Annotated in this window: 14 protein-coding genes; 4 read left to right on the plus strand and 10 right to left on the minus strand. The window is 41.5% G+C overall.

The features are described 5' to 3' along the window. Positions 1–3 precede the first annotated feature (3 nt). Positions 4–1518: a response regulator transcription factor gene (locus L1999_RS26955; RefSeq protein WP_235741332.1), complete on the minus strand. Its 1515-nt coding sequence runs from the start codon at positions 1516–1518 to the stop codon at positions 4–6. A 166-nt stretch (positions 1519–1684) separates the two neighbouring features. On the opposite strand from L1999_RS26955, the gene L1999_RS26960 reads away from it, so the two are divergent. After that, a complete protein-coding gene (locus L1999_RS26960) occupies positions 1685–2191 on the plus strand; it encodes a hypothetical protein (RefSeq protein WP_235741333.1) in 507 nt (168 codons plus the stop codon). Positions 2192–2235: 44 nt separating this feature from the next. Here the strand turns inward: L1999_RS26960 and L1999_RS26965 are convergent, their stop codons facing one another. Then, positions 2236–3294: a zinc metalloprotease gene (locus L1999_RS26965; protein ID WP_235741334.1), complete on the minus strand. Its 1059-nt coding sequence runs from the start codon at positions 3292–3294 to the stop codon at positions 2236–2238. 643 nt (positions 3295–3937) lie between these two features. Between L1999_RS26965 and L1999_RS26970 the strand changes: the two genes are divergently transcribed. Continuing rightward, positions 3938–5359, plus strand: a complete 1422-nt coding sequence (locus L1999_RS26970; protein ID WP_235741335.1) for a LysM peptidoglycan-binding domain-containing protein — start codon at positions 3938–3940, stop codon at positions 5357–5359. Positions 5360–5653: 294 nt separating this feature from the next. Here L1999_RS26970 and L1999_RS26975 read toward each other — a convergent pair whose 3' ends face one another. Together L1999_RS26975 and L1999_RS26980 are read right to left on the minus strand one after the other, a co-directional pair. Continuing rightward, complete coding sequence (locus L1999_RS26975; protein ID WP_235741336.1) at positions 5654–5977, minus strand: putative zinc-binding protein; 324 nt, start codon at positions 5975–5977, stop codon at positions 5654–5656. Positions 5978–6371: 394 nt separating this feature from the next. Beyond that, entirely contained in the window at positions 6372–6896 is a 525-nt protein-coding gene (locus L1999_RS26980; RefSeq protein ID WP_235741337.1) for a type 1 glutamine amidotransferase domain-containing protein, read from the minus strand. A gap of 310 nt (positions 6897–7206) precedes the next feature. Between L1999_RS26980 and L1999_RS26985 the strand changes: the two genes are divergently transcribed. Together L1999_RS26985 and L1999_RS26990 are read left to right on the plus strand one after the other, a co-directional pair. Continuing rightward, complete coding sequence (locus tag L1999_RS26985) at positions 7207–7344, plus strand: YjcZ family sporulation protein (RefSeq protein ID WP_235741338.1); 138 nt, start codon at positions 7207–7209, stop codon at positions 7342–7344. Positions 7345–7735: 391 nt separating this feature from the next. After that, positions 7736–7873, plus strand: a complete 138-nt coding sequence (locus L1999_RS26990) for a YjcZ family sporulation protein (RefSeq protein ID WP_215041678.1) — start codon at positions 7736–7738, stop codon at positions 7871–7873. Between the two features lie 95 nt (positions 7874–7968). On the opposite strand, the gene L1999_RS26995 is transcribed toward L1999_RS26990, so the two are convergent. Genes L1999_RS26995 through L1999_RS27020 form a run of 6 tightly spaced genes read right to left on the minus strand, consistent with a single transcriptional unit; the run spans position 7969 to position 14153 of the window. Further along, positions 7969–8625, minus strand: coding sequence for a YesL family protein (locus L1999_RS26995; protein ID WP_235741339.1), 657 nt, complete (start codon positions 8623–8625; stop codon positions 7969–7971). A 15-nt stretch (positions 8626–8640) separates the two neighbouring features. Beyond that, a complete protein-coding gene (locus tag L1999_RS27000) occupies positions 8641–10062 on the minus strand; it encodes a glycoside hydrolase family 32 protein (protein WP_235741340.1) in 1422 nt (473 codons plus the stop codon). Continuing rightward, on the minus strand, positions 10055–11023 hold the full coding sequence (locus tag L1999_RS27005) for a carbohydrate kinase family protein (RefSeq protein ID WP_235741341.1): 969 nt from the start codon (positions 11021–11023) through the stop codon (positions 10055–10057). Before L1999_RS27005 ends, L1999_RS27000 begins: the two co-directional genes overlap by 8 nt. 17 nt (positions 11024–11040) lie before the next feature. Continuing rightward, on the minus strand, positions 11041–11886 hold the full coding sequence (locus L1999_RS27010; protein ID WP_235741342.1) for a carbohydrate ABC transporter permease: 846 nt from the start codon (positions 11884–11886) through the stop codon (positions 11041–11043). Positions 11887–11900: 14 nt separating this feature from the next. After that, positions 11901–12824, minus strand: a complete 924-nt coding sequence (locus tag L1999_RS27015; protein WP_235741343.1) for a carbohydrate ABC transporter permease — start codon at positions 12822–12824, stop codon at positions 11901–11903. 57 nt (positions 12825–12881) lie between these two features. Beyond that, positions 12882–14153 (minus strand): ABC transporter substrate-binding protein, encoded by a 1272-nt coding sequence (locus L1999_RS27020; RefSeq protein WP_235741344.1) that lies wholly within the window; start codon positions 14151–14153, stop codon positions 12882–12884. Positions 14154–14291 lie beyond the last annotated feature (138 nt).

Raw genomic sequence — 14291 nt, forward strand, 5'->3', positions numbered from 1 at the left:
TTTTCACATCAATTGTTTTCTTCTGAACTGGCTCGGTGACAGTCCTTTTATTTTTTTAAATACCTTGCAAAAATAACTGTGGTCTGAATAACCAACCATCCCGCTGATTTCCGAGATGCGGGCCGTTCCTTGAATGAGCAGCTTGGTTGCTTCTTCAATCCGGATCCGATTCAGGTATTCAATAAACCCTTCCCCATGATGGGTCGAAAAATAACTAGACAGATAGGAAGGATTAAAGTGAAAATACTGAGCGACGCCTGTAAGTGTCAGCGGCTCGGTGTAATGATCATTCAGATAATCTAGTATTTTCTTAATCTGGTCATTTTCCGGTTGAAAGGCAGAGGTGTGGATCGTTTTTTTGGCTTCAGCAATAAATTCAGCCAATTTTTCTACGGCCTCAACTGCAGAGTGAGCATCCTCAAAGGCCTTAAAATAGGTATACTTATCTTGCTCTAATTCCCTTACATCGTATTCCATATTGCTAAGCAGAATGAGGATGTTAAAGATAATGTTGCCAAAAAAAGACTTGTATTCGTACACGTCCGTTGTATAGCAGGCAGATAATGCGTTTACATGCTCCTGTAAATAATCAAACGCAGATTCAAAGTGCTGTCGCTTAAATTCACTCGTAAACCAATCTAAATTAAAGTTCTCGAATTTAGGCGGAAGCTTCGGCAAATCTTCTTTTGTAAGGATCCGCTGCTCAGGAAAATAAAACTGATAGTTTAATAGCGGAAATAGTTCTTCTTTGTAGACATTACCAATCTTTGAGAAGTCCACAAACTCCTCACTGAGTGCAAAACGGAGACCTGCTTCAGACTCTGCTAAGTTTTTAGCAAAATGAATCAGTCTAGAAAAATCCTCACCGTTGACAACGACGATCTTTTTTTCAAAATAAAAAGAATAGTTATGCTCCGTTAAGCCTGTGGTCATTTTTTTCTTAACATCATTAGGCAGTTCCGCTTGTCCGCTTTTAAGGTTCACACCTAACAAGCAAAATCGTGGATTCGGAAAGGCCGCAGATAGTTGTGCAGAATCATAGTCTGCTTGATAGCCAGAAATCAGTTTCGTAATCATTTGTTCAATAGAAGGATTTCCATCTACTGGCCTGTCCGCCGATTTAAGCGATGGTATTCTGCTAGCTGCCTTCTTGAGCACGTTTAAGAGGCCTTCTGCATCAAGCTTCGGCTTTAAGATATAATCAACCACACCACTTTGAAACGTGGAGCGGACATAGTCAAAGTCACCATAACTGCTTAAGACAATTACTTCAATAGAAGGAAACCGTTCCTTCACGATTCTCGTTAATTCTTCTCCATCCATGATCGGCATGGCGATATCGGTAATAATAATATGAGGTCTTACAACCTCAATCATTTCAAGCGCTTCGACACCATGTGAGGCCTCTCCAACCACCTCAAAGCCTTCCTGTTCCCAATTAAGATAATGCTTAATCCCCTGCCTAATCAAAACCTCATCATCCACAATAAGAACTCGGCCTCGTTCCCCAGCTGTCATTGATATCCCTCCAGAATCAGGGGGACGGTTCTCATGCTTCCGAAGCATGAGAACCGTCCCTTTGCTTACTAAAAAATTTTTCCCTTTACCCCTATATCGACACTGTTTTTAACTTATACCAATTATAGTCTATCTATAGGTCTAATATAAATAGGGGGAATTATGTATGAAGTTTCCAAAATTTATTAAACTCTTTTTTCCTGTATGTATGCTTTTTACTTTGTTATTACTGCCCTCATCTCTATCAAATGCATATGCACGAACTCAGGTTGCAAAGCACCCCATAACGGAGAATGCAGCCACCTATATTACTTCCTTCAATCTGGTCCATGGCAAATGGGTGGGGAAATTTGATTATATCCAATGGTATTTTGGCAAGGCTGCTGATAGAGAGTTTATAAAAGACTGTAAATGCTCGAAGGAAATGGATCATGCTCCAGATGGATACTGGATTCGAAACGTTAATCCCAAAATACGGACCTTTACTATTTCAAAATCGGCCCGCTATGTATTACAAACACGAAGTTTATACAAAATCACCTGGAATGAAAATGTAACAAGAAGCCAGTTTATCACCTTTTTGAAACAACGAGATACGCACCACCAAATTCCTTTTCATATCGAAGTAAAAAATGGGGTTGTCACGAAGATTACCGAACAGTATATTCCTTAATAGAAACAGGGGAACGGCTCAAACCGTTCCCCTGCTTCTATCTATCACTCTCTATCTTTACAACACTTTCTTTTCTTACGGCACTTCAAAGGTACTTCTCTAACTTTGTCCGGACCCAGTCTTCTCAACATTTGAGAAACCTGTTGATTTAGCATTTTAACTTCTCTGCTCTCTTTGCGTTTTCTGTGGTGTCTGCGGCAATCCCCTGAACTACTACTCTCAAAAGATTCGAATAGATCAGCGTCTCCCGTTGAACTGAATGCACCAGAGTTAACCATTGAACTTAGAAGTTCCATCATTCTTCTACGCTTGTCCTTGTGGTGGCAGCCGCAATCCTCTGAATCACTACTCTCTACAGGAACAAACGAGCTACTGCTCTCTAAAGAATCGAATGATTCATTGTCGGATGCAGAACTAAATCCGGCTGCGTTAACCGTTGAAACAAAACCACTAGCAGAAACAGGGTCATTCAACACGACTCTACTTTGTCTAGCTACAGAACACTGAGTGCCATTGATGAAGGGATTGCTGGCAGGAATAATGGGGAACATGACATTTTGTGGATCATTATTGTGACCACTGCCAGGGTTGGAAGGATCATTAATCGTAAAACTATTAGGGTCATTATTGTTCAAAAAGCGCCCAAATAGAACATGTCCAGATTCGTGAGCAAGGGCATACGAATCGAAGGCTCCGTCACTCATCACAGCATGTCCAACAAGTCCAAAATCAGTAGTACTATTAAAAAATGAAAAAACTGGACCCGCGTTGCCGATGGCACCGGAGCTTAAAGTTTGTTCGCTTAAATAAACGACATATATAGCAGTCGCATTGTTGGTTTGAGTTTTGATATCATTAAGCAGACTTACAACCCTTGGGTCGCTATTGTCCGCAACGGTACTTGCCGGAATGGTATAATCAGGGCGGTAAAACACGCGTGACGAGACAAAATTTATCCCGCAAGCTACTCCTGGAGCAATACCAGTATTCCAGACTTCATTAGAACGGCGGATATCTGCCTGGACCCTTGCCAGCCGCAGCTCCTCCGTATCACTTGACCTCGAGCCTCTAGTAAAAATGCTCACAATTGATACTGTTGCCAATTTGCTATCATCTCCTTTAACAAGGTTCAAACCTTGTCCAATAATAGATAATGGAAATAGTACAAGCTATGCCTGTGCGAAATTATCAGTGCATATAGCACAATTTGGGAAGCATAGGGACGGTTCTTTTGCTTCCTCTTTCCGCCCAAAAGAAGCGTAGGGACGGTTCTCTTGCTTCCCGTATCCACCAAAAGGAGCGTAGGGGAGGTTCTCTTGCTTCCCCTCTCCACCCAAAAGAAGCGCAGGGACGGTTCTCTTGCTTCCCGAAGTTCCCCCTCATTAAGAAAACACTTGATTTTGCAAACGCTTTCAATTATAATGTAAATAGGTCGGATGGCAAACGTGGTCATCATGGTATACAGCGTAGGCGGGGCTGATACTACTGTTTTTTGGGTAAGAGCTATAAAGCTCTTTTTTTATTTGCCTATTTTTTTCGCAGAATAAGCCCTCTTCTAGAAAAGCAATTTCAACGTTCCTGTTTCTTTTTACATAATAAAGAACTAACACAAAACACGCTGGACTTAGCGTGTTTTTTCTTATTAACAAAGACACTCGGTCCTGTAATAAACTTTCACCTACAGGAGTCGAAGCCCCAATTAGGTGCATATAGTACATTATTGAAATAAAGCAGGAGGAGATGCTCGTGGTCATACATGTGGTCCGCAGCGGAGAAACACTCTGGCAAATCGCCAATCAATACAAAGTCAATATGAACCAAATTGTTCAATTAAATGGGCTTCAAAACCCCAATCAGCTGGTAATTGGCCAGTCATTAGTCGTCCCTGTCCCTGGCACATCGCACATTGTTAAGTACGGAGATACGTTATGGGCGATTTCACAACAGTATGGTGTATCAATTAACTCAATCATTCAAGCCAATCAACTCACCAATCCTTCTGTCTTATATCCAGGTACAAAGTTAATCATCCCTCCAAGAATTCATATCGTTCAAGCAGGGGAAACGCTATGGCAAATTGCCAACCGCTATGGGATTACCGTTCAAGCATTAATCACTGAAAATCAGATTCAAAATCCAAACGTCATTTATCAGGGCACTCCTTTAAGAATACCGACCCGAAAACCGACGATTGAAGTCAATGCCTATACGTATCAACCCGACCAAGCAGCCGCAGATACGGTAAACGAACTGGCTCCCTATTTAACCTATATAAGTCCGTTTGCTTACTTAATCAATGAAAATGGCGATCTTTCCCCAGCGCATGATGAATTAACCATTCAAGCTGCCTTAGCTAAAAATGTGGTACCAATGATGTCGATTACAAATTTCACCTCATCAGCAGCCGGCTCCAATGTGGCACATACTCTTTTATCCACCCCAAGTTTACGCGAAAAAGTCCTAACTAATATGCTTCAGATTATGGACCAAAAGGGATATAAGGGCGCCAACATCGATTTTGAAAATGTGTTACCTGCTGATCGAGAGAATTACAACACTTTCCTCCAACTTGCAGTGGATCGGCTGCATCCTAAGGGCTATTTTGTTTCAACGGCCTTGGCTCCAAAAGTCAGTGCAACCCAAGCAGGTTTATTATACGAAGCACATGATTATGAAGCACATGGCAGAATTACCGATTTTGTGGTTCTGATGACATATGAATGGGGATACCGGCTCGGACCCCCACAGGCGATTTCACCGATTGACCAAATGAGGCGTGTCGTGGAATACGCAAGAAGCGTCATGCCGGGAGAAAAAATCTTTTTGGGCTTCCAAATTTATGCCCGCGATTGGCTTCTTCCGCATGTCCAAGGACAAGAGGCCGAAACATTTAGTACACAAGAAGCGGTCGCCCGTGCCGTTAAATATGGGGCGGCGATTCAATATGATACCACTACCCAATCACCTTTCTTCCGTTATACGGATGAACAGGGCCGCGGCCATGAAGTCTGGTTTGAAGACGCTCGGAGTGCACAAGCGAAGTTCGACTTGGCCAAGGAATTTAACCTTCGAGGCATTAGTTACTGGGCGTTGGGGTATCCTTTTCCGTCGAACTGGGCGTTGCTGGGGGATAATTTTACGATTAAGAAAGGTAGTCCGACAATATAAGTAAAATTGAAAAAAGGCATACATTTTGTGCAAAATGTATGCCTTTTTGGTGAAAATTCAACTCTTTTACACAGTAACTTTTTTGACTGACGCTCATCACAAATCCCACCTATATTGGCACCTATTCCAGGTATTGAGGATAAGCAATGCCAGCTTGCGAAACCTAATTCAATTTGCGGATGAGCTCCGCTTACTTGCGGATATTGCCGCCTTATTTGCGGATAACCCACGCCAACTTGCAGAAAGCAGTCCTTTAAAAAATATTAGTAACTTCCAATATTCGTTTGTAAGTATTCATAACAATCGTAAGATATCGGGATCCTGTCCATTCAACTTCGGTACATCAAACTCGGATAAAATAAAGTGATATTTCGGAACAACATTATGCCTATTTAAGCAACTCTTAGTACATGACAAAGGGCAGCCGTCTATTGCAATAATATCTCGTTCTGATTTGGCAGTTCTGACCAGTGGTTTCACGTCACCTCCGACACCAGCAATACAAGACATTTCAGCAACATCCTCCCGATCCATTTTTATAGCAATCATATTGGCAGTTTGGGCGGCAGAGGAACATCCAGAACATGAATACACAAGTGGAAAATAATTCCTTTTCATCTGTTTACTCCTTTCAAGAGTCATGTGATTTGTTGTTTATTTTAATTCTTTCCGAATCGTTCGTCTGTGATATTTTACACAATTCTGTATTTTCTTTCTTTTTCTCTACCAACTCTCAGAATTCTTTTATATCATTCAATAACAAATGGTATGGAGTTTCGACAGATTTCCGCCTATTTTCGTTATGTGCTATACTATTCAATCGTTTGATTAAAAAAGCTGCAAGTACTGGTCTAATCGTGATTTCCCTTCCAAAACTATAAAAAGATTGTCGAGCCATTGAATAGGAAGTACGGGGACGGTTCTCTTGCTTCCGAAGCAAAAGAACCGTCCCTCTGCTCCCCCTCTTAAAATATGCGAAAAGAGCCCAACACTAGTTAGGCTCCTTTCAATCCTATTTTCGTTCTATTACATGAATAAATTCCCGCAGATAGTCAGGTAGATCTGGTGGACGGCGGCTTGACACAAGATGTCCATCGGTTACGACAGGTTCGTCATACCAAATGGCCCCTGCATTTTCCATATCATCTCTTATACCAGGTGTACTCGTAACCTTTTTCCCGTTCAGGATTTTAGCTGAAATCAACACCCAGCCCGCATGACAAATTTGCCCAATTGCCTTCTCGCTCTCATTCATCTCCTGAATCAGCGTAAGAACTTCAGGAAAACGACGGATCTTATCGGGTGCCCAACCACCTGGAACTAGAATCGCATCATAATCCGCTGCTTTCACATCACCATAGGCGAAATCACTTTCCGCAGGCACACCATATTTTCCTATATATTTTTCCTGTGCTTTCTCTCCCGCAAGATGGACCACGGCCCCCTCTTCGCGAAGTCGTAAAATAGGATACCACAGCTCTAAATCTTCAAATTCATGATGGACTAAACTGATAACTTTCTTACCTTGTAATCGCATGTAACCCAAACCCCTTCCCTTGATAGTAAAAATAAATGCATGCTCTCGATTGTTTAAAAGTCAATCTCATGCACTGGCTTATCGTGCATGTAAAAAAATGGCCGACAACTTATTCTAACACTAACTGTTCATTCTATAATTCATTTTGGCGTGGTAAGTGCGCGAAGATGATATTCAAGGAAAAGGCTCGCTCACCACCAAGGAAGCAAAAGAACCGTCCCTATGCTCAAAAATTAGGGAAAAAGCCCTTCCATTTTAATTTTCTGGACATATGTTATTAATGAATAAGTTTATAAAGGAGGTCTATTCAATGTTTGGTTATGGTGGTTTTGGTGGATATGGTGGCTGTGGCTGTGGCTACGGTGGTTTTGGATATGGCGGCGGTTTTGCTTTGATCGTCGTATTATTCATCTTGTTAATTATCGTAGGAGCAGTAATCTGTTTCTAAGATATATGTAAAAAAGGCCCTTGAAAAAGGGCTTTTTTCATTGGAGACTTTCCTATTATAGGTCGAAGTCTACGCTTTGAATATGGTTTTGGCTGGCTACACTTTAGAGTATGCAACTGATGATTTAAATCCCCAAGGGGTTAAGCCTTATTTTATTTTAATGTAAATCAGCTCTTGTCCATTCACCTTTACTTCTTAAACATATGCTATTACTACACCAAACAAACATATTGTTTCTTCCTCCCGAAAACGTCTGCCAAAGCAGGCGTTTTTAACATTTAGGCAAATTCCTGATTTTGTCCTACCTAAGGACATTTGTCCAAACCATCTTTGCCTTCAAAAAATATACTAAAGTGAAATCAGATATCTGAAATGATTGGTGGTGAAAATAATGGGCTGGTTCGGAGGATACGGCTTTGGCGGCTACGGTGGCTACGGCTACGGCGGTTATGGTTACGGCGGCAGCACTTTCGTGTTAATCGTTGTATTGTTCATTCTTCTTATTATTGTCGGTGCATCATTTTATTAATCCATGTTAGAAACACGGGGACGGTTCTCCTGCTTCGGAAGCAAGAGAACCGTCCCTGTGATTTTTCCAGCTACAAACCGATGCTCTCCACTTCACTAAAATTTAACCGAGTGTGAATCAATTCCCGTTTTGTTAGGAAAATAGTTTGATTGAATCTTTGGCAATCTACCAACCTTTTCTAGAGATATCATAGAAAACCTGAACGATATCATTGAGACTGGAACAACAATGACGAAAACGGTTAATGGGGCATAAAAAAGCACCATCACAGCCCCAATCCACATCAAGATAATCGCAAAAGTGGTCTTTCCGTCAATAACAGAAAACGTAAACGCTTGTTTAACGAGGCCCCATCCCTTAGTTTGATAATGAACCAAAATGGAAAACAATAAAGCACTAGTCATCAGATATAAAATAAAAGCCGTGACTGTTATTACAATAAGTACAACTTTTAGGTTACTTGGAACCAGCAAGAAAAAGTAAGCATCCAATAAAAGCAGCAGCCCAAGGAAGATCCATGGAGTTCCCACCATAAGCCCTTGTTTAAAAAACAACCGATATTCATGGATAAAACTCCGAATGACACTTTCATCCTTATACAAATGCCATTTTCTAATGACCCCATACATGGCAGCAGTTGAAGGCCCAATCGTCATTACAGGCAGCGAACAGATCACCCATAATAAATTTAAGATGACCATGTTCGTCACAGTTTTCAAGAATACAGAGGTCTTTCCTTCCCAAGGATTCATGGTAAACACCCTTTCTTATTTCCAAGTAGATTCAAGATGATACAGCTCTACATTTTCTAAAACAACTTCCCCATCCACAGCCCTGAACTCTAAGGTAAATTCGGAATCTAATGGAAAGAATAACTCTGTCATGACACTGCTGCCCTGATTGACAAACAGCTCAATGGAAGTCTTATCGAGTATCAATGTAAAATCATTGAACTCTGACACCGGCATCCGATCGACGCTGGCAAAATGCTCTGAAAAAGATACCTGACCACTTTCCTTGCGATCGATCCGCACTTCTTTTCTTTCGTGATCAAAGACTATCCCCAGCTGTTCCTGCTCTCCTCTAAAAGTGATTAAAAACTCGGAAGCCGTACTGTTCATCACATTCGCTTTCGCAAATAATTGGCGGCTATCCAATTCAACTTGATAGGTCTCACTAGACCTTAGAGTGATCGTTTCATTTGATACTGCCACTTTCTTAACTAATGAAAAAAGATCAATAGGGGATTGAATCAAGGTGAACTCCCCATCAACCCGACGCAGTCCCAACTTCCTTGGTATCGACATAGCACTCCTAAACGGCTCAGATGGAACTTGATTGGCATATTGCCAGTTACTCATCCAGCCAATCCAGATCGGTTCAGGATGATTACTCCATGTAACGGCAGCATAAAAATCACGGCCAAAATCCGCCCATTTCACAACCTCAGGACGCACATCACAAATAAACTCCACACCATCAAATTCTCCAACAAAATACTGGACAGCAGACCCGCCATTCGGCCCGCCTGGATTAAGACTGACAATCAAGACCCATTTCTTTTGGTCTTCCCCATCAACCTGCAGCTGGATTAAGTCTGGGCATTCCCACACTCCTCCATGTGCTCCATATTCACGGCCAAATTCAGAGAGAAGCCCCCAGTCAATCAGATTAGGAGATCCATAGAAACGAATGCAATCGCCACTCGCCAGGGACATCACCCATTTTCCTGACTCCTCATGCCAAAACACCTTCGGATCGCGGAAATCCTTTTGCCCTGGATTTGGAATAACCGGATTCCCTTCATACTTAACCCATGTTCTGCCTCGATCATTGGAATAAGCGATACTTTGTTTTTCATTGTCCTCCCCGTGGTGCGTAAAAATCGCAACTATCACATCTTCATCCGACGTCTTTAAGCCGCTTGTATTCTGCGCGTCAACGACAGCACTTCCTGAAAAAATCTGCCCTAACTCATCGGGATAAAGGGCGATCGGCAGCTCCTCCCAATGCAATAAATCTTTACTTACGGCATGGCCCCAGTGCATGGGCCCCCATACCGTACCGTAAGGATGATATTGGTAAAAGAGATGGTACTCTCCCTTGTAAAACACCAAGCCATTCGGGTCATTCATCCAGTTTTCTTTTGGGCTGAAGTGATGCTGGGGCCGATATTGCTGATCATACATGTTGAACACCTCTAGTTATTTTTTCTAATTCCTCCAAAGTGGGTACGACACTGAATCCGCCCTTTATGGTCGTAGAATGGGCAGCAACTCGGTTGGCAAACTGGAGGATATCCGTTAAGTCCCGTTTTGTTAATTCACGGATTGGCTTATTTTTATCCAGATACTGATGCAGCACCGATGCCATGAAGCAATCCCCAGCCCCTGTCGTATCCACAGGCTGTACCGCATGTCCCTCTTCTTCAAGGACATGACCATTACAAACGGCCAACGCACCTTCTTTTCCTTTTGTCATGAATAACAAAGGAATATGGTGGGTTTCGGCAAGTACTTGGGAAGCCATCAAGGTATCTTCTTCATTCGTAATGAACTGTACTTCCTCATCCGAAATCTTGACGATATCTGCCCACTTAAGCCCTTCAACCATCCACCTTTTTGCCTCATCTTGGTTATCCCATAATAACGGACGATAATTCGGATCATAGCAGATGATATTATGGTTTTCTTTTGCCACTCTCAATGCTTCCAAGGTCGCTTCTCGGGACGGATTATGAGTCAAAGAAAGCGAGCCGAAGTGAAACAACTTAGCTTCACGAATCAAACTCCCATTTATTTCATCCTTCGTTAACAGCTGGTCCGCCCCAGGATTTCGGATAAAATCAAAGGTTCGATTCTTATTCTCATCCAAAGATACAATCGCAACGGTTGTGGAGGCAGCAGCATCAGTCAATACAGAATCGGCATGGATATTTGCCCCTTTTACTTGTTTCTTCAGATAAGCTCCAAAAGCATCGTTACCTACCTTTGAGATATAAGCAGTGGTGTGGCCCCACTTGGCTAAACCCGACAATACATTCACCGGCGCACCCCCAACCTTCGCTTCATAGGAAGGGGCTTCAGATGTATAATCGTTATGGGGGATTAAATCTATTAATAATTCCCCCAATGAAACTATTTCGTACATGCGCTTTTCCTCCTTCATCATCCTTTCACCCCACTAGAAGTGATTCCCTGAACATAATAGCGTTGGAAAAATAGGAAAATCAGAATGACTGGAATAGTTGTTAGTGTTAGGGCAGCCATGATTTGTCCGTATTGGATGTTATTATCCGTAAACAGATACTGAATCCCAATTTGTACCGTTTGAATAGATTGATCGGTAGCTACAATAAGCGGCCACATGAAGTCACTCCAATGGGTAACAAAGGTTAGAATGGCTGCTGTAGCAAATACAGGTTTCGAATTTGGAACCACAATCTTGATAAAGGTCTGCCAAGGTGTCGCCCCATCGATTTGGGCCGCTTCTTCCAACTCCTTTGGAAAGCCCATGAAAAACTGTCTAAATAGGAAGATATTAAAGGCGCTAGCGATAAACGGAACAATAAGTGCTGGAAATTGATTAATCCATCCGAATTTATTAACAACAATATAAAGAGGAATCAATACGCTCTCAAATGGCACTACATATAAAGCAATAATAATCAATAAAACATAATCACTACCTGGAAATTTCAATTTGACGAGTGCATAGGCACAAATAGAATTAACAATGGTGCCGAGCAGGACAATCATTCCAACCGTAAATAAACTATTTCCCATAAAGTGAAAGAAATTAATATTGTCGGAGAATAGGATTTTTGAATAGTTATCAAAAGTCGTTTGTTTAGGGATAAACGCTTCAAATCCCATATCCTTGAAAATTAATGTTTCCGGTTTAATCGATGCGATAATCATCCAAAGGAGCGGGGAGATAAACAAAAACCCAAGTACAAGGATGCTTATCGTAATACCCGTTTTTCCCAATCGCTTTTTCATACGGTTTGTCATCAGAAGCCACCCCTTTATTGTTTTAGTATTTTTTTAAGAATCATAGATGTAACAAGGACCACTAGGAAAAAGATGACCGCAATTGCTGAAGAATATCCAACATCACGGAACTGGAAGCCATTTTCATAAAGCATGAAAACTAACGTTTTAGTCGAATCACTAGGCCCTCCGTTGGTCATGACATACGGCTGGATGAATAAACGAAACGCCTGGATGGTGGTAATAATTAGCACGAATCCAGTAACATGCTGAATAGACGGCAAAGTAACATTTCGAAACTTCTGCCATACATTAGCCCCATCGATTTCAGCTGCTTCGTATAACTCCTCCGGCACATCCTTCAATCCCGCAAGAAAGATCATCATTTGAAACCCGGCAGCCTGCCAAATCGACATAAAGATAATCGAATTCATCGCTTGGTTTGGGCTTAACAAAAACGGCTGGTTTTTGATTCCGAAAAAGTTCAAAGTATGATTGATAAGCCCGTTATCCACGTTGTATAAAAAAGTCCATAAAATCGCCACAACGACCATGGAGGTGACGACGGGGCTAAAGAAAAACACTCGGCCGAGAGAGGCTGCCTTTACCTTTTTATTTACCAGAATGGCCAAGAAAAGCGCTACTCCACATTGAAGCGGGACAACAAGAACGGTAAAGTATAATGTGTTTTTCAATGCCGTGAAAAAGATTTTATCTTGAAATAGTCTTATATAATTATCTAAGCCTGTAAACACTTTTTCATCCGGATTTAACATATTGTAGTTCATAAAGCTATACACAAATGCCAAGATTACTGGCAAAATCAAAAATGTAAACAATAAGGCTAATGCTGGAAGAGAAAACAACACACCCAGCACTTTTTGCTGACGCTTGTATGTCATGTGGCTTTCACGTTTGTACTTGACCGGGCTTTCCCCTTTTCTAACGATTGTTTCCATTTTTCACACCACCTTGTTTGAAAAAAGGCAATCAGATGATTGCCTTTTATCTAGTTTTTATTTTTTTCGCGCAATTTCCTTGTCGACTTCATTCGCTACCTTATCTAACTCTTCTTTTACATTTCCGCCTAGGAAGATGTTTTGGACTGCCTGACCGTACTTAGTTGATAATACAGGGTAAGCAGTTGTTACAGGTCTTGGATGGGCCGTATTTAATACCTGATCTTTTAAGATGTTAAGAGGCGCTTCGTTCCATTCTGTCATTTCTTCAAAAGAAGACATACGTGCCGCCGGCTTATTATCTGCCTTAGCTAGTTTAATCACATTTTCCTTATTCAATAGGAAGTTTAGAAGGGTTGCCGCTTCTTTCTTATGCTTGGTATCCTTTGAAATCCCCCAGTTCCAATCACCTGATGATGATACTTGTTCGCCCTTATTGCTCTTAGGATAATAAGTGATGCCCCACTCCGTTTTCGGATAATCTTGTAGTTTTCTCCATTCCCAAGATCCCATTAACATCATCGCAGCCTTGCCTTCCTCAAATTCAGTAGGTTTAGGCTGTAAGTTGACTAGACCTTCTTTCGTAAACTTTTGAAGATACTTCAATGCTTCCACAGTTTTTGGTCCATTCACATAACCATCCGCTTTTGAACCGTCTTTCGCGATAAAGCTTCCGCCATTACTCCAAACCGTTGGGCCTGAGAAGTAGATGATCCATTCACCATAATCGAGTGTCCAGTTGACACCATAAATGCCTTTCTTTTTATCTGTTAACTTTTTAGCAGCTTCATAGAATTGATCCCATGTCCATGCATCTTCCAGCTTGCTAGGGGGTTGGATGCCCGCATCGGCTAGCATTTTTTTGTTATAAAACAAGGCCACAGTTGACTCAGTTGCTCCAACCGTATATAACTTCCCATTATAAGTACCTTGAGTAATAATCGACTTGACGAAATCATCTTGATTTTCAACTAGACCATCAATTGGCTGGATAATACCAGAGTCCGCATAGTTGGCGACATTCGGGCCATCCATTGCCACTAAATCAGGAAGTGTGTTACTTGTTGCGGCTGCAGAAACCTTATCTTCGTAGGCATATTTATTACCTCTTGGGATAAGAGTTAGTTCCGCTTGAATTTTCCCTTTATATTTCTGATTGAATTGATTAATAATTTCTTTATATGCATCAGATGTGTCTCCCTTTGGATGCCATAAGGTTAATTTGACGGCGCCGCCATCACCGCTTGAAGAGCTTTCCTTACTGCCACAAGCGCTTAGAACTCCTAGTAATAAAACAACAGCCATACTAAGTGCTAAAAACTTTTTCACCTAATTTTCCCCCTTTATCTTGTTCTTCGCTATAAAGCGTTTCCATGTGTATAGAATAAAGTAAATGAACCGCTTTCAAAATGAGGTATTCTTCTTATCAATGTTTAAATTTTTACTTTCTCAACAAAAAGAGCCTCT

Source organism: Neobacillus drentensis (assembly GCF_021560175.1).
GTDB classification, from domain to species: Bacteria; Bacillota; Bacilli; order Bacillales; family Cytobacillaceae; genus Neobacillus; species Neobacillus drentensis_A.

Coding starts and splice junctions, on each gene's coding strand:
- L1999_RS27005 (WP_235741341.1), bottom strand. CDS start 11,023: ATGTACGAAATAGTTTCATTGGGGGAATTATTAATAGATTTAATCCCC.
- L1999_RS26990 (WP_215041678.1), top strand. CDS start 7,736: ATGGGCTGGTTCGGAGGATACGGCTTTGGCGGCTACGGTGGCTACGGC.
- L1999_RS26975 (WP_235741336.1), bottom strand. CDS start 5,977: ATGAAAAGGAATTATTTTCCACTTGTGTATTCATGTTCTGGATGTTCC.
- L1999_RS26985 (WP_235741338.1), top strand. CDS start 7,207: ATGTTTGGTTATGGTGGTTTTGGTGGATATGGTGGCTGTGGCTGTGGC.
- L1999_RS26980 (WP_235741337.1), bottom strand. CDS start 6,896: ATGCGATTACAAGGTAAGAAAGTTATCAGTTTAGTCCATCATGAATTT.
- L1999_RS26955 (WP_235741332.1), bottom strand. CDS start 1,518: ATGACAGCTGGGGAACGAGGCCGAGTTCTTATTGTGGATGATGAGGTT.
- L1999_RS27010 (WP_235741342.1), bottom strand. CDS start 11,886: ATGACAAACCGTATGAAAAAGCGATTGGGAAAAACGGGTATTACGATA.
- L1999_RS26995 (WP_235741339.1), bottom strand. CDS start 8,625: ATGAATCCTTGGGAAGGAAAGACCTCTGTATTCTTGAAAACTGTGACG.
- L1999_RS26960 (WP_235741333.1), top strand. CDS start 1,685: ATGAAGTTTCCAAAATTTATTAAACTCTTTTTTCCTGTATGTATGCTT.
- L1999_RS27000 (WP_235741340.1), bottom strand. CDS start 10,062: ATGTATGATCAGCAATATCGGCCCCAGCATCACTTCAGCCCAAAAGAA.
- L1999_RS27015 (WP_235741343.1), bottom strand. CDS start 12,824: ATGGAAACAATCGTTAGAAAAGGGGAAAGCCCGGTCAAGTACAAACGT.